Source organism: Methanolobus sp., assembly GCF_030682845.1.
Lineage (GTDB): Archaea > Halobacteriota > Methanosarcinia > Methanosarcinales > Methanosarcinaceae > Methanolobus.
This window is the reverse complement of record NZ_JAUXNK010000063.1, coordinates 36,986-53,260: the sequence shown is the minus strand read 5'-3', so window position 1 is coordinate 53,260 and position 16,275 is coordinate 36,986. Positions and strand designations below refer to the sequence as shown.

General features: G+C 47.7%; 15 protein-coding genes. 10 read left to right on the top strand and 5 right to left on the bottom strand.

Going from position 1 to position 16,275, the window contains the following annotated elements:
• Positions 1–186 precede the first annotated feature (186 nt).
• The 3 genes from Q8J68_RS07515 (at position 187) to Q8J68_RS07505 (ending at position 2,787) form a co-directional block, all read left to right on the top strand.
• Positions 187–717, top strand: coding sequence for a PEF-CTERM sorting domain-containing protein (locus tag Q8J68_RS07515; RefSeq protein ID WP_305310902.1), 531 nt, complete (start codon positions 187–189; stop codon positions 715–717).
• Positions 718–1,094: 377 nt separating this feature from the next.
• Positions 1,095–1,625, top strand: coding sequence for a PEF-CTERM sorting domain-containing protein (locus Q8J68_RS07510; RefSeq protein WP_305310901.1), 531 nt, complete (start codon positions 1,095–1,097; stop codon positions 1,623–1,625).
• A 115-nt stretch (positions 1,626–1,740) separates the two neighbouring features.
• Complete coding sequence (locus Q8J68_RS07505) at positions 1,741–2,787, top strand: M42 family metallopeptidase (protein WP_305310900.1); 1,047 nt, start codon at positions 1,741–1,743, stop codon at positions 2,785–2,787.
• Between the two features lie 144 nt (positions 2,788–2,931).
• Here the strand turns inward: Q8J68_RS07505 and Q8J68_RS07500 are convergent, their stop codons facing one another.
• Positions 2,932–3,234 (bottom strand): DUF86 domain-containing protein, encoded by a 303-nt coding sequence (locus tag Q8J68_RS07500; protein WP_305310905.1) that lies wholly within the window; start codon positions 3,232–3,234, stop codon positions 2,932–2,934.
• A 47-nt stretch (positions 3,235–3,281) separates the two neighbouring features.
• Entirely contained in the window at positions 3,282–3,593 is a 312-nt protein-coding gene (locus Q8J68_RS07495) for a nucleotidyltransferase family protein (protein WP_305310899.1), read from the bottom strand.
• Between the two features lie 350 nt (positions 3,594–3,943).
• On the opposite strand from Q8J68_RS07495, the gene Q8J68_RS07490 reads away from it, so the two are divergent.
• The 5 genes from Q8J68_RS07490 to Q8J68_RS07470 all read left to right on the top strand — a co-directional run bounded on the left by Q8J68_RS07490 (position 3,944) and on the right by Q8J68_RS07470 (position 9,336).
• The gene (locus Q8J68_RS07490; protein ID WP_305310904.1) at positions 3,944–5,422 is read left to right on the top strand and encodes a (R)-citramalate synthase; all 1,479 of its coding nucleotides are present in this window, start codon (positions 3,944–3,946) and stop codon (positions 5,420–5,422) included.
• Positions 5,423–5,477: 55 nt separating this feature from the next.
• Positions 5,478–7,172: an acetolactate synthase large subunit gene (locus Q8J68_RS07485; RefSeq protein ID WP_305310898.1), complete on the top strand. Its 1,695-nt coding sequence runs from the start codon at positions 5,478–5,480 to the stop codon at positions 7,170–7,172.
• Complete coding sequence (gene ilvN / locus Q8J68_RS07480; RefSeq protein WP_305310897.1) at positions 7,169–7,660, top strand: acetolactate synthase small subunit; 492 nt, start codon at positions 7,169–7,171, stop codon at positions 7,658–7,660. Before Q8J68_RS07485 ends, ilvN begins: the two co-directional genes overlap by 4 nt.
• Positions 7,661–7,737: 77 nt before the next feature.
• Positions 7,738–8,745: a ketol-acid reductoisomerase gene (gene ilvC, locus Q8J68_RS07475; protein WP_305310896.1), complete on the top strand. Its 1,008-nt coding sequence runs from the start codon at positions 7,738–7,740 to the stop codon at positions 8,743–8,745.
• A 66-nt stretch (positions 8,746–8,811) separates the two neighbouring features.
• Positions 8,812–9,336 carry a nitroreductase gene (locus tag Q8J68_RS07470; RefSeq protein WP_305310895.1) on the top strand — a complete coding sequence of 175 codons (525 nt, stop codon included), beginning with the start codon at positions 8,812–8,814 and terminating at the stop codon, positions 9,334–9,336.
• Positions 9,337–9,556: 220 nt separating this feature from the next.
• On the opposite strand, the gene Q8J68_RS07465 is transcribed toward Q8J68_RS07470, so the two are convergent.
• Positions 9,557–11,881: a DNA topoisomerase gene (locus tag Q8J68_RS07465; RefSeq protein WP_305310894.1), complete on the bottom strand. Its 2,325-nt coding sequence runs from the start codon at positions 11,879–11,881 to the stop codon at positions 9,557–9,559.
• 168 nt (positions 11,882–12,049) lie between these two features.
• Between Q8J68_RS07465 and thiC the strand changes: the two genes are divergently transcribed.
• Complete coding sequence (gene thiC, locus Q8J68_RS07460; RefSeq protein WP_305310893.1) at positions 12,050–13,336, top strand: phosphomethylpyrimidine synthase ThiC; 1,287 nt, start codon at positions 12,050–12,052, stop codon at positions 13,334–13,336.
• Between the two features lie 58 nt (positions 13,337–13,394).
• Here the strand turns inward: thiC and Q8J68_RS07455 are convergent, their stop codons facing one another.
• Entirely contained in the window at positions 13,395–14,045 is a 651-nt protein-coding gene (locus tag Q8J68_RS07455) for a peroxiredoxin (RefSeq protein ID WP_305310903.1), read from the bottom strand.
• Between the two features lie 541 nt (positions 14,046–14,586).
• On the opposite strand from Q8J68_RS07455, the gene Q8J68_RS07450 reads away from it, so the two are divergent.
• A complete protein-coding gene (locus tag Q8J68_RS07450; protein WP_305310892.1) occupies positions 14,587–15,411 on the top strand; it encodes a hypothetical protein in 825 nt (274 codons plus the stop codon).
• Positions 15,412–15,486: 75 nt separating this feature from the next.
• Here the strand turns inward: Q8J68_RS07450 and Q8J68_RS07445 are convergent, their stop codons facing one another.
• A complete protein-coding gene (locus Q8J68_RS07445) occupies positions 15,487–16,197 on the bottom strand; it encodes an MBL fold metallo-hydrolase (protein ID WP_305310891.1) in 711 nt (236 codons plus the stop codon).
• Between the last annotated feature and the right edge of the window lie 78 nt (positions 16,198–16,275).

Below are 16,275 nucleotides of genomic sequence, written 5' to 3'. Positions count from 1 at the left end.
CTGCGGGTCCTGAAATATATGCTTAATAATATAGGAAATATCGTACACTGATTGAAACTGTACAAAGAGGATAACCTCATCATTATGAAGATAGGCATTTATCAGTCTTTTTACAAATGTATATATAGGAACAAAGATGAGTATGCCTGTTTAAGATAAACCTTACTAAAGTAAAGGTGGTACAAAATGAAAAGATTATTATTAATAATGCTTCTAGCTCTTGTAGCTATGGCGGGAACAGCTTCAGCAGTATTGACACATGATGCAAGCATATGGAATGAGGCAGGCACTAATCCAGCTGAGAACCCACTGGTAATCAACCCAGGTGAGACACTCATACTCAGCTATCATGCCACTTACCTTACTCCAAGTGCAATAAATAACAGTGCAACATACGGATACAGTGCAGGCGTTGTCAGTGGTGTAGGATCCGCTTCTGACCTGACTGTTGTGTTCACTCACCCGGATTTCACACCAACCTCAACCCCAACATACACTGATGTTGGCGTAATTCAGCTCACACTGAATGAGAACGCACCTGTAGGCACAGTATACAAAGTTACCATACAGGTAGCTGGTGTAGACACAGAGAGTGTATTCATATACGGTCAGGCATCAAGGCAGGTAGAATCAATCCCTGAGTTCCCAACCATTGCACTCCCAGTAGCAGCAATCCTCGGTCTTGCATTCTTCATGCAGCGCCGCAAGGAAGAGTAAGCCAATAACTTACTCTCAACTGTTTATTTTTAGAAAACAACTTCTTTTTTCGATTTCTCAGATATTACGTCTTGAGCTCATCAGGCTGATGCACAATGCAGGCCACTACCTAAAACGAGCTTTGTAGAAGTGCCCGCAGAAAGCACAGATCCTCATAAAGACAAACATAAAACAACAAAAGTGCAGGTTTTCTGCGGGTCCTGAAATATATGCTTAATAATATAGGAAATATCGTACACTGATTGAAACTGTACAAAGAAGATAACCTCATCATTATGAGGATAAGCATTTATCAGTCTTTTTACAAATGTTTATATAGGAACAAAGATGAGTATTTGTGTTTAATATAAACGTTACTAAAGTAAAGGTGGTACAAAATGAAAAGACTATTACTAATAACGCTTCTGGCTCTTGTAGCTATGGCGGGAACAGCTTCAGCAACATTGACACACGATGCAAGCATATGGAATGAGGCAGGCACTAATCCAGCTGAGAACCCACTGGTAATCTACCCAGGTGAGACACTCACACTCAGCTATCATGCCACTTACCTTACTCCAAGTGCAATAAATAACAGTGCAACATACGGATACAAGGCAGGCGTTGTCAGTGGTGTAGGATCTGCTTCTGACCTGACTGTTGTGTTCACTCACCCGAATTTCACACCAACTTCAGCCCCAACATACACTGATGTTGGCGTAATTAAGCTCACACTGGATGAGAACGCAGCTGTAGGCACAGTATACAAAGTTACCATACAGGTAGCTGGTGTAGACACAGAGAGTGTATTCATATACGGTCAGGCATCAAGGCAGGTAGAATCAATCCCTGAGTTCCCAACCATTGCTCTGCCAATAGCAGCAATCCTCGGTCTTGCATTCTTCATGCAGCGCCGCAAGGAAGAGTAAGCCAATAACTTACTCTCAACTTTTTTCCATTCTTTCTTCTTTTATCTTCCTCATTACTCAAACCTTATATTCCTGCAACCCCATTCTTTTCTGAAAATATCAGAAGATGATTATTATGGAAGAACTGATCACTAAATTATCAAATGCTCACGGCATATCCGGCAGCGAAGGGAACATCAGGGCGATCCTTGAGGAAGAACTCAGGCCTTATGTGGACGAAATGAGAGTGGACAAGATGGGCAATCTCATCACGGTCAAAAAAGGCGATGGCCCATCAATTATGCTTGCGGCACACATGGACGAGATCGGGCTCATGGTCAAGTATATCGACGACAAGGGCTTCCTCAGGTTTGTCAAGATAGGGGGATGGTTCGATCCCACCCTGCACAGCCAGAGGGTAATTGTACATACCGAGAAAGGTCCCATACCAGGAGTGATCGGATCAAAGCCTCCGCATGTCATGAAGGATGAGGAAAGAAAGAAACCGGTCAATGCAGATGACATGTTCATTGATGTAGGTGCTAACGACAAGGAAGATGCACTGAATATGGGGATCATTATAGGTACCCCTGTTTCCATGGACCGTGAGGTCAAAAAGCTCGCAAACGGTAAGATAACCGGAAAGGCCTTTGACAACAGGGCAGGCTGTGCCATTATCGTCGATGCCATGCGCCAGATATCAAAGATGGACATCAAGGCAACCGTCTATGCAGTCGGTACGGTGCAGGAAGAAGTAGGCCTCAAGGGCGCCAGGACATCCGCATTCGGACTCAACCCCGACCTTGCCATAGCGATCGACACGACCATCCCTGGCGACCATCCGGGAATCGATAAGAAGGATTCCGTGCTGGACATCGGCAAAGGAGGAGCCATCACCATAGCAGATGCAGCAGGAAGAGGCTTGATCGCCGCACCACAAGTGGTCAAATGGCTTACCGAGACAGCAAAGAAGAACGATATCCCATTCCAGACAGATGTCGGCGACGGTGGCACAACAGACGCCACGGCCATCCACCTCACAAGGGAAGGCATCCCCTCAACCGTGGTCAGTGTTGCAACAAGGTACATCCACTCCCCGGTAGAGGTCCTTGATGTTGCCGACCTGAAGCATTGCTCCAACCTCATAGCAAAGGCAATGCTCAGTGTGAATGACTATTTCTGAGCGGACAGGGGCTCATCCCCTTTTGTTTTTTGTGACAAGCCCAAGACAATACAAAAAAATTACTCAAGCGGCATGGAAAATCTCTGCTGACAACGGACAAGTCCTGCATGACAAAACTTGTTGCAAAATAATCGAAATGGCGGTTTAAGGATCATCATCTTTTTTTACTTCAGCCCGTAGCAACTCAAGTCTTACTTTAAGTTCAGGTAGTTCATTATATAGGGTGTCCCACACCAGTTCATAATCTACGGCAAAATAAGCGTGTATCAGTCTATCACGCATTCCTGCGATCATATTCCATGGAAGTTCCGGTGCAAGTACCCTTACTCTTTCAGGTATTGCTTTGGCTGCTTCTCCTAATATCTCGAACTGTCTCACCACTGCGCTCTTGGTCTTTTCATCGACGAGGAAATCATTTCTGTCCATACCCCGTGTGAAATCTTCAATTAATTATACTGCCTCAATCATTTCCGAAATATACAGTGACGGAGTCCTCATAACGACACCACCTCTTTCAATACTTCGCTCTTCATCAGTGGATGCAAGGCCCGCATGGAAACCACATCGACAGGTAATCCGAACATGCTTTCGAAATAATCACCAAGCCCTGTAAGATCAAAGAGGGTGGCTCCACCATCAAAATTTACAAGTACATCAACATCGCTACCAGTTTTCTCTTCTCCCCTGGCATAAGAACCAAAGATACCAATAACCTCAGCTTTGAACAACTGCCTGATCTCTTCCCTGTGCTCGTTGATCAGGAACTTAATATCATCCATTTTCATACATCCCTCTGATACACCCATTGATGAGCTCTCCATTCTCAGTTACCTGTTTTGTTTCCATCGTTCAGGAATATGATCTTTTTATCTCTCCCCATTCATATTGGCAATTATCCTTATTAAGTTTCAGGTAGTCATTTTTACACTGATATTACTTGCTCTGCCTGAGCAGGGTTACATGTCAAAGTGATCCTCCTAGAGAATTGTATGTAGCTATGGGGCAGTATCCGGAAAATATAGCCGGATTGGAAGAGGCCTGTTAGGGGCTAATCTGACATCACGTGAACAATCGTGACAAAATAATCGTCATACATATATAGCACTTCAGTATATCCCTCTACGCTGTTATTGGAACAGACAACAAATTGTGAGGGATTATATTATTTAAGAATGTCCGGTTTTTAGACACGACTCTCAGAGACGGCGAACAGACACCCGGTGTAGCGCTTAGCAGCGATGACAAGGTAGCTATTGCCAGAAAGCTGGACGAGCTGGGCGTGAATGTGATCGAGGCAGGCTCTGCCATCACATCCGAAGGTGAGCGCGAGTCCATCAGAGCCGTGGCAGCGGAAGGATTGAACGCTGAGATCTGCAGCTATTGCAGGATCATGAAGCAGGATGTGGATTTTGCCCTGGCGTGTGACGTGGATTCGATTCATCTCGTAGCGCCCGTATCCGACCTGCACATCCAGGTGAAGCTGCGCAAGGACAGGGAGACCGTGAGGCAGATGGCCATTGAGACCACCGAGTATGCCAAAGAGCACGGCCTCATCGTAGAACTGAGCGGAGAGGATGCTTCAAGGGCAGACATGGATTTCCTCAAGTCCCTTTACATTGATGGGATACAGGCAGGTGCAGACAGGTTATGCTTCTGTGATACCGTAGGATTGCTGGTCCCGGAGCGGACAGATGCCATATTCAGGGATATAACATCTGCCATCAGCACACCCATAAGCATTCACTGCCACGACGACTTCGGGCTTGGCACCGCAAACACCGTTGCAGCCCTTCGCGCAGGCGCCAGCCAGGCACATGTGACCATCAACGGCATCGGTGAAAGATCTGGCAATACCTCGCTGGAAGAAGTGGTAATGACCATTGAGTGGTTATACAAGTGTAAGACCGGCATTAATACAAAAGAGATCTTCAAGACCTCAAGACTTGTGAGCAGGCTGACAGGCATACCCGTGGCCCCTAACAAATCCCTCGTCGGAGGAAATGCATTCACCCATGAGGCAGGTATCCATGTACATGGACTCTTGGCAGACACATCCACATACGAGCCCATCCGGCCCGAAGTGATAGGCAGGGAGCGCAAGATAGTACTTGGCAAGCACGCGGGCAAAAGCTCGGTCACCCTCGCTGTAAAAGAAATGGGACTGACTGTTGATGACACCCAGCTCCAGGAGATCCTCGACAGGATAAAGGAGCTTGGGGACCACGGAAAGAGAGTTACTGATGCTGACCTGCAGACCATTACAGAAACCGTGCTCAACATCCAGAGAGAGGCAAAGGTCGTCCTGGAAGAATACACAGTCGTGTCAGGCAACAGGGTCATACCGACAGCTTCTGTGAGGATGAGGGTGGATGGTGTAGAAGTCATAGAGGCAAGTGTCGGCGACGGACCTGTGGATGCAACCCTTGCCAGCATCAAGAAAGGCATCAAGAGCCTTGGTGATGTACAGCTGGAAGAGTATCATGTGGATGCTATCACCGGCGGCACCGATGCGCTTGTAGAAGTGGTTGTAAAGCTCTCCAAGGACGGAAAGATGGTGACATCCAGAGGTGCACGAACCGATATTGTGATGGCGTCCGTGGAAGCCGTGCTGAACGGCATCAATCGCCTGATCTGAAAAACATATTTGCTCGCATACTCATTAAAAAAGTAATCATAATCAGAGGATTCATATGACCGGATCTACCGAAAGAATGACAGGAGCCAGAGCCCTCATCGAGTGCCTGTACAGGGAAGGAGTTGATACCATCTTCGGATACCCCGGAGGAGTTCTGCTCCCTATATACGATGAACTGTACAGTTCCAACATCCGCCACATACTGGTAAGGCACGAGCAGGCCGCCGCGCACGCAGCGGAGGGTTATGCACGGGCCACCGGCAAGACAGGTGTCTGCCTTGCAACCTCAGGACCAGGAGCAACCAATCTGGTCACAGGCATAGCTAACGCATACATGGATTCCATACCCATGGTGGCACTTACCGGGCAGGTGCCCAGTTCGATGATAGGTAACGACGCGTTCCAGGAAGCTAACATCACGGGCATAACCATGCCCATTACAAAGCACAACTACCTTGTACAGGATGTCAAGGAACTGCCAAGGATCATTAAAGAGGCGTTCCACATAGCATCCACCGGAAGACCCGGACCTGTACTTGTCGACCTGCCCAAGGACATTACAACAGATATGGTCGATTTCTATTACCCGGACAAGGTGGAATTGAGAGGCTACAATCCCACATACCAGGGAAATCTCCAGCAGATCAAGAAAGCCGCCGCAGAGATAGAGAGATCGGCGAAACCTGTGATATATGCAGGTGGAGGAGTGATCAGCGCAAATGCTGCCGCTGAGCTGAAAGAACTTGCCGAGAAGATCCAGGCACCTGTGACCACAACCCTCACCGGTATGGGAGGGTTCCCTGGAAACCATCCCCTGTTCTTGGGAATGCCTGGCATGCACGGCACAAAGTATGCAAATTACGCCATCCAGGAATCAGATCTGCTGATCGCTGTGGGCGTAAGGTTTGATGACAGGGTCACAGGTAAACTAAAATCTTTTGCCTCGAATGCAAAGATAATCCACATTGACATCGACCCTGCAGAGATATCAAAGAACGTGAAGGTCGACATACCCATTGTAGGGGATGCAAAGTGGATACTCTCCCACCTCCTGAAGTACACAGGGAAATCCCAGTCAGAGAAGTGGCTGGAAAAGATAGAGGGATGGAAGAAGCAATATCCCCTCCACTACATGGAACCTGCCGGGGACGAGATCAAGCCCCAGTATATCGTCGAGCAGATCAATGCAGTATGCCCCGATGCCATCATAGTCACAGAGGTCGGACAGCACCAGATGTGGGCTGCCCAGTATTTCAAGTACACAGAGCCCAGGACCTTCATATCCTCAGGCGGGCTCGGGACCATGGGATACGGGTTCCCTGCCGCTATAGGCGCAAAGGTAGCCAGGCCTGACAAGGTGGTCATCGATGTTTCAGGCGACGGTTCCTTCCAGATGAACTCGCAGGAGATGGCGACCATCGTGCAGAACAATATCCCGGTCATCATTGCCATATTCAACAACGGCTTCCTGGGCATGGTCAGGCAGTGGCAGGAAATATTCTACGGTAAGAGGTATTCCTCTACCTGTATAAGAGACAGTGTCGACTTTGTCAAGCTTGCCGAAGCATACGGTGCCCTGGGAATAAGGGCAACAAAACGCGATGAGGTCCGCCCTGCTATTGAAAAGGCCATCGCCTCAGGCAGACCCACACTTATTGACTTCATAGTCGAATGTGAGGAAAATGTTTCACCCATGGTCCCGGCTGGTGCTGCTATCAACGAGATACTTGACCTGGAGAGGAAAGAATGAGGCACACACTTTCAGTTATGGTTGAGAACAGGCATGGGGTACTCGCAAGGGTCGCAGGCATGTTCGCAAGGAGAGGTTATAACATTGACAGCCTGACTGTCGGAGTCACGGAAGACCCCACCATTTCCCGCATGACAATTGTGGTCAGGGGAGATGACGAAGTCCTCGAGCAGGTCACAAAACAGCTCAACAAGCTCATCGATGTCATCCGTGTCAGCGACCTTAAAGCAGAAGATACTGTTGAAAGGGAAATGGCACTGTTCAAGGTGAGTTCGGATGTCAACAACAGGTCCGAGATCATGCAGATAGTGGACATATTCCGCGCAAGGATAATCGACGTGGCTCCAAAGTCAATGATCGTGGAAGTGACAGGCGACGAAACCAAGATAGAGGCAATAGAGCAGCTCCTGCGCCCCTTCGGGATAAAGGAAATGGTCAGGACCGGCAAGGTCGCCCTGAGAAGAGGGGCGAAAGGTGTTTCAAGCTGAAAGCACAGTTAATACCAAATTTTTATTTGCGGATAAGATTCATTCACATAAATATTCACATAGAGAGGTACTAGATAATGGCACAGATGTTCTACGATAATGATGCAGACCTTACTGCACTGAAAGGGAAGAAAATAGCAGTTATGGGTTATGGAAGCCAGGGGCACGCCCAGGCACAGAACCTTCATGACTCCGGCCTTGACGTGGTCGTGGGCTTAAGAAAGGGCAGCAAGCGCTGGAAACAGGCCGAGGATGATGGCCTTAAGGTCATGACAGTGGCAGATGCAGCAAAAGCTGCAGACATCATACAGATACTCCTGCCCGACGAGACACAGTCCCAGGTATATTACAGCGAGATCGAGCCAGGACTTGAAGCTGGGAATGCCATTGTATTCTCACATGGATTCAATATCCATTACAACCAGATAGTGCCCCAGAAGGACATCGACGTATACATGGTCGCGCCAAAGAGCCCCGGACACATGGTCAGAAGGACCTACAGGGAAGGCGCAGGAGTCCCCGGACTTATCGCAGTTTACCAGGATGCCACAGGCAATGCAAAGAACCTTGCACTTGCACACGCAAAGGGAGTAGGATGCACGCGCGCCGGAGTATATGAGACAAGCTTCCGCGAGGAAACCGAGACCGATCTCTTCGGAGAGCAGGTTAACCTGTGTGGTGGAGTAGCCTCACTGATCAAGATGTCCTTTGAAGTGCTGACCGAGGCAGGATATCAGCCTGAAATGGCATACTTTGAAACATGCCACGAGCTCAAGCTTATAATCGACCTCATCTACGAAGGAGGACTCGAGAAGATGTGGTACTCTGTTTCCAACACTGCAGAATATGGCGGCATGACAGTGGGACCCAAGGTCATAAACGAACTGTCCAGGGAAGCCATGTACGATGCACTTGAAAGGATCCAGAATGGAGAGTTTGCCCGTGAGTTCGTGCTTGAAGGCAAAGCGAACAGGCCTGTCCTCACAGCCATGGAAAGGATGGACAGGGAGCACCCCGTGGAAATCATCGGCAAGCAGATCAGAGCAAAGATGCCCTGGCTCAACAGCGGACTTAACGAAAAGTAGGCCTTCAGCCTACATCTTTTTTCTATTTTTGATTCCAAAATACTCATCATTAACCAGAGGTTCGCAATGCCAGGAACTATCGAGACTATTCTATCAAGACGCAGCATACGGGAATTCACAGAAGTAAAGGTCCCAAGGCAAGACATCACCACCATCCTCAACGCAGGCAGATGGGCACCTTCGGGACTTAACAACCAGCCATGGAAATTCATAGTCATCCAGCAGAAAGAGACAATGGAAAAGATAGCCGGGTGCACTCATTACAGCAAGATCGTAAGTAATGCACCCCTGCTCATAGCAGTTTACCTTGACCTGGACACAATGTACAACCGGACAAAGGACCTGCAGGCCGTGGGCGCTGCCATACAGAATATGCTGCTTGCCTGCTGCGAGCTGGGGCTTGGAGCGGTCTGGCTCGGGGAGATATTGAACAACAAAGATAAAGTTAACTTGATTATTAGTTGTCCTGAATCCATGGAACTCATGGCTGTGCTTGCCATAGGACATCCTAGAGAAAAAAATGCCAGATCCTCAAGAAAAGACATACAGAATATATGTTATGAAGAAAAGTATGCAGAAGAGTGGAAGTAAATATATGGAGGCTTGGAGACGAAGACAATGATTGTGGAGAAAGGAGGTAGATTTTTCGCAGACCCAACCAAAGAAGGGGTATGATTGCGATTTATCTTTATTGTGTAGTATGGACAGTCTTCGTCTCCAAGTCTTAGAATGTGTTCCATATATTTAAATTTTTGTCAAATTTGGAGTAATACAAGATTTGTTGATTTAATGATAAATCAAGTTTTCTTGATTAAGCCTTTTTTAACTTCCTGGAGGCGCACTGCCGATTTATACAGAACTCCCTTGCATCCTTGTCTTTTTCTTTTATACCCAGTTTCTTCCAGCCGCACTGCTCACACTCACCCGCCAGTGTCAGTTTGCCTTCCTTGGGAAGGGATTGTGTAAATCCACATTTATGGGTACAAGCCAGAAAACGAGTATCCTTCATGGCAAGAATGAACATCGATCCCTCACATTTAGGGCAGGGGCCGATGACATCAGGCGGGAAGCACACTTTCTCAAGCTCGCAAGTAAAACATGGACCTATACCTACAGACCAGTAGTACTTTGTACCCACTTTCAGGACAGCTATACCAGACTTGCTGCACTGCTTTGACCGGGCTATTACAAGAGCACCCTCCTTAGGTAGCGGATAAGTCTGCCTGCAATCCGGATAACCGCTGCATCCCACAAACCTGCCCTTGTCGGTCTTGACAATGCGCAACAAACGGTCACATTCCGGGCACTGGCCGATGAAGTTCTTCTTGTCCGCAGCTACCTGCTCGTCGGTGATTGTCCCTGCCATTTTCCTGACTATCTGTTCCTTGTTTGTGACCAGATGTGAATACATGTCCCTGATAAGCACGGAACCTTCTTCAAGCGCAGCCTCAAATCCTTTCTTCCCATCTTCCACATCCTGGATAAGAGCCTCAATACGAGACCGGACGTCAGGCTTCACAAGTATCGGAACTGTGGTATCAAGAGCCTCCATAAGTGTAAACCCTGTATCAAGGATTGAGATGGTCTTGCCCTTTGTTTCAAAATATCCGCGTTTTTTGTTGGTTTCGATATGAGAGGGAGCTGTTGCTTTTGTACCAATCTTGTATTTGTCCATGAGGGTCAGCAGCTCGGCCTCTGTCAGCCTTTTGGGAGGAGTGGTCTGTGACTTGATATTGCTCAGTTTCTTGATCGCTATTTCCTCGTTCACAGCTATATCAGGAAGGAATTTGTCGTTCTTTGTCTCAAAAGGATATGCCGACATCCAGCCTGCATCCTTCATTACAGACCCCGTGGCATCGAATATCTCCCCTTTGACGCTGATCTCAAGATGCGTTTTTTCAAAGAGAGCAGGCTGCATCAGGTTAGCAAGGAAATGCCGGGCTACCAGATCATACACTTTCCAGGCATCAGGCATCCTTACACTTTTCTCGACATCTGCTTTGGTAGCTGCCCGGATAGGATGTATGGGCGGGTGGTCATGCCCGTCACGGGTCCCGTTCCTGCATGTAATGGGCAGCCTGGAAAGAATGGCCATCGCATACTCCCGGTATTCTCCCGAAGCAAAGCCCAGGACCTTCATCCTGAAATCGAAATCATCTGCATACTTATTGGTCTCGGTCCTCGGATAGCTGGTAAAGCCCGACAGGTAAAGCTGCTCTGCTATCTCAAGGGCATTTTCCGGGCTTATCCCAAGGAACTTGGAAGCACGCTTGAGGAACTCGGTGGTGTTAAGCGGATAAGGAGGACTTGTTGTGGATTCTTTTACGCTTTTCTTTGCAAGGATGCCTGTTTTGGAGCCTTTTATGCGGCTGAATATCTCATCGGCCTTTGCTTTATCCTGGATATGGCCGCTGCGATGGGTACCTGTAAAATCCATCTTTGAATGGCTGAAAGTCCCCTCTATCTTCCAGAAGTCCTTTGACTTGAAATCAAGTATCAGTTTCTCACGCTCATAAACGAACCCGCATGTAGGCGTCTGGCAGGGACCGATGGATATGATATCCTTGGTACGCGCCCTTTGCTGGACTGCCAGGGTCAGGAACCGGGTGAAGGCTGCACCCATCTTAAGGTCCAGTATCTGGCGTGCCTCTGCGGACATTGCAAGGTTGAAGTCCGGTTCCACAAGATTGCTAAATGCATGCCTGATCTCGCTTTCGGACAGGGAGGAGAAGCGTGCCCTTTTCACAGGGGACTTTGATACCTTCTCCGCAAGGGACCTGGCCTCAAAGCCAATGTTCTCCCCTTCCCGGTCAAAGTCACATGCAAGTATTATCTCATCGGCACCTTTTGAAACCAATGCTATTGCTGCTGCGTAGGGCTGCTTGGTCACGTTCTTCACAGGGGGAGTATCAAGAAGCACTGCAGGATCGCAGCCCCTCCAGTTATTTAGTTCGGGAGGAAAATCATATCCCATGATATGACCTGATAGCCCCATTATCCTCCATTCCTTCCCATCTTTTTTGAAGTCGTATACCGGAATGCCCTCTATTGATGCCCGGTTGAACCCCCCTTCGCTCAGTATACTGGCAATCTGTGCCGCTGCTTTGTTCTTTTCCGTGAATACGACTATTGACATGTCTGTGCGTATGTCCTGATAATACATAAAAGTAGGTCAGGCCATACGCTGGCACACGAGACATATTTATGTAATACGGTGAAGTATCGCATATAAAAAGAGCAAGGAACATGCCAATAGATAAGTCCGGAACAGGGAGCAATCTCAGTAACTAAAAGAGGAAAACTAATGACGTTAATGGAAGATGCAAAGAAGGGGATCATCACTCCCGAAATGGAGATAGTCGCCAGGAATGAGGGAATTGAAGCCAGGACAATATGCTCCTGCATTGCAAAAGGCACGATAACGATCCCCAATAATACGCAAAGGGAGTGCAGACTGATTGGCATCGGGAAGTATCTCAGTACCAAGATCAATGCGAACATAGGCACTTCAAGAGACTACATAAATATAGACGACGAAGTAGAAAAGGCAAGAACAGCACAGAAATACGGCGCTGATGCTCTTATGGACCTCTCCACCGGAGGAGACCTGGATATTATAAGGAAAAGGATAATGGATGCTGTGGAGTTACCAATAGGGTCTGTTCCCATCTACCAGGCAGCAGCCAGCCAGAAGGCCGTAGTCGATATGACCTCTGACGACATGTTCAACGCCGTACGTAAACACGCAAAGGATGGAGTGGACTTTGTCACAGTCCATGCAGGAGTTAACCTCAACTCCATACAACGTCTCAAAAAAGGTGACAGGATCACCAACATTGTCAGCAGGGGAGGTTCATTCACTTTCGCCTGGATGATACACAATGGACAGGACAATCCCTTCTATTCAGAGTATGACTACCTTCTGGAGATAGCCCATGAATACGACATGGCCGTGAGTCTCGGGGACGGTATGAGGCCCGGCTGCATCCACGATGCCTCAGACAGGCCATCGTTTATGGAATTCATTACCCTCGGAGAGCTTGTGAAAAGGACCAGGGAAGCAAACGTGCAGTGCTTTGTGGAAGGCCCCGGACATGTACCAATCGATGAGATAGAGCTGAGTGTCAAAGGAATGAAGAGCCTCTGCGACAACGCCCCGCTCTACCTGCTCGGGCCCCTGGTCACCGATATAGCCCCCGGCTACGACCACATCACAGGAGCCATCGGAGGGACGTTCGCCGGCATGTGCGGCACGGACTTTTTGTGCATGACCACACCTGCAGAGCACCTGGCCCTTCCGACAAATGATGATATCAGGGAAGGTACCATCGTGACAAAAATAGCAGCTCACGCCGCAGATCTCGCAAAAGAGGGACAAAGGGAACGAGCAAGGGCTGTTGACGACAAGATGGCACACGCCCGCAGGAACCTTGATTGGGAAACGCAATTCAGCCTTGCTATCGATGGCGAGCGTGCAAGGCATATCCGGGAAAGCAGGATAACCGGCAGCGGTGCATGTTCCATGTGTGGTGACCTGTGCGCAATGAAAATTGTCAGCAAGGCACTGGAAGAAGAAGAGAACAAAAATTAAGCTATTTTCTGCGGTTTCAAAAAAGAGGACGGATCAATACGATCCGTCAATCCAGATATTACTGTTTCTTGAAACACATGAACCAGTCAAGACAGTATTTGCCATCTTCAGCAGATTCCATTCTCTCCTTTGCTACTCCGCATGAACCTGGTGGCGGGATAATGACATCATCGCCCGGCTGCCAGTTAGCCGGTGTTGCAACACCCTCCGCGTCTGACTTTTGCAAGGCTTTAAGCAGTCTCATAACCTCGTCCATATTCCTGCCATTAGATAGCGGATAATAGAGTATGGCCCTTATCTTGGCCTTTGGGTCGATCATGAAAACGGCCCTGACAGCCTGAGTGTCAGAAGCAGTTGGCTGAAGCATACCGAATTTCTTTGCAATATCCATCTTAAGGTCTGCAATCACAGGGAAATTGATCTCCATATCTTTCATTCCCTTGTATTCTATCTTCTCCTTGATGGTCCGAAGCCATGCAATGTGTGCATAGATGCTATCGATGGACAGGCCGATAAGCTGGCAGTTGAGAGCGTTGAACTCACCTTCCATACTTGCGAATGTCATGAACTCTGTCGTACAGACCGGAGTGAAATCTGCCGGGTGACTGAAGAGAATGACCCATTTGCCTTTGTAATCCCTTGGGAAATTTATCTCACCCGCAGTCGTGACTGCTTTGAATGAAGGTGCATCGTCACCTATTAAAGGCATGAAGGTTACCGGGGACTCACCCGCGGTTCTCTCTGCGATGCTTTCCTTGACCCTGCGGATGCTAGTATCCACATATTCGGCTATATCTTTAGTCTGCTTGTCGAATTCCTTATCCAGTTCCATCTCTTTGATGTTCCGGGACAGGTTATCCTTCAATTCCCTGAACTGCTCTTCAATATATTTTCTTGTATCCTTTTTCTCACCCATGTGTATCACCTTTCATCAAATGGGAGGTATTGCCTGCGTGACAGAATTTTTCCTGCAGCTAAATATCCCCACATAAAAGAACATCCGATGTTCATCAAATAAGTACTTAACCATGAGATATGCAGCACATACTGGGGATATCATATCATTACTTTAATTGGTAAAGTACTTTAATTAAAAAAACTGATCTCAGACCCTGGTTTTCATACCGACTAAAGAAAACAGGCAATTATTACCAATATATAGAAGTACATTTGAAAATATCATTAGCCAGGCGTATTTCCCAAAGAAAGGGATTTGAGTCTAGCCTGAAAGCGGAAGAATAGGGCAATTGATGATACCTGAGATATTAAAGATACTGCAACTGAGCCTGCTGGAACTGCTGGCATTCGTAGGTCCTGTACTACTGCTGGGTCTCCTGCTGGGCAGCATGGAAAAACGTGCAAACACATATTTTAGAAAAAATATAGGAAATAAAGCTCTTCTTCTGACAGCATGGATAGGAGTGCCGGTGCATGAGACCGGACACCTGCTCATGTGCTGGCTGTTCAGGCATATGGTCACGAAAGTGAAACTGCTGGACCTCAAGAGCAAGGATGGCACCCTTGGCTACGTCAGGCACAGTTATAAAAGGAAAAGTCTTTACCAGGGCATGGGGAATTTCTTCATAGGGATAGGCCCTATCTTAAGCGCCAATGTGTTTCTCATCGTGAGCATGTATCTGCTGCTGCCAGGCGTTTTCAGGGAGGTTACGGGTCAGATGCTGCTGTTTAGCAGCCTGGCCGCATTGGGACCTTCAGGTATAGGATACATGGCCGATTTTCTGTTGAGCATAGTATCAAGCCTGTTCGACCTGTCTAACGCCGGCAACATCAATTTCTGGATATACATGTTCCTGGCTTTTGGCGTTTCGTCCCATATTGCCCTGAGCACTGCCGACCTCAAAGGCGCAGCAAAGGGATTACCTGCTTTGTTCCTGCTTATTTTGTTAGCCAATATCCTGGCATATGCACTTGACGTGAACACAGAAGAGGCACTGACCAGGATATTCCTATATAATATGTATCTTCTGGCATTTACAGTGCTTTCAGTCATATTCTCCGGCATTAACATGACAGCAGGATACTTTATCAATAGTTGCCGAAGCCTGTTCGGTTGATGACTGAAAGTGAGATGCAATTCATGAACTAACTGGGATAACCTTGCACTTATTTTGTAACAGAAAGAGGATTCCTTAAAGTTCGAGCGAGTATCCTGCAAATATCTCTGCAAACTTTTTAGGATACATCTGCCGGAACCCATCCTTGTGAGCCGTACAGTGACCTGCACCGATCAGTTCTAGGTCTTTGAGCAGGCCATGTTCCCGACTGTCATGAAAACCGCCAATGATACCAGCAACAGTGCCAAACGATGAGGCTGCGCTCAGTATTGCAGATAGACCGGGGTGTGCGCACCCGGCAAGTACATACAGTCCTTTACCGGAATCAAGTACTAAGGATTGTTCCTTAATGTCGGTTCCGAGTTCTCCTGTCGTGTAGACATCCCTACATATTTCCCGGGGAGCTTTTACCTCATACATCCTTGGATAAATAGAAATGTCCTTCCCTGAAAGAGATGCGGAATTGCCCGGATGGCTTTGCCTTGTCGACATCTCTTTTTTCAGATTCTTCGAGAAACTGGCCGGGACATAGATATCAACATCCGGGTTCGCATTCAGGAAAGTCGGCACACCTCCGATATGGTCCCAGTGCTGATGAGAAAGCACGAGGATATCGACATCCTCCGGAGATAGTGAGAGCGTGCGCATGTTGTCCAGCAATACATGGCCGTCCCATCCGGTATCAAACAGGATATTATGTTCGGTAGTTTCAATTAAACAAGAAAAACCCCATCCGCTCAGTAGACCTCTCCTTGCTTCATTATCGTAAACGACTGTCAGCTTCATTTTGACTCCACAATTACAGATAATAATACTCATCTGAGAAGAAATATAAATAACTTACTCAAGATACATGCAAAACAT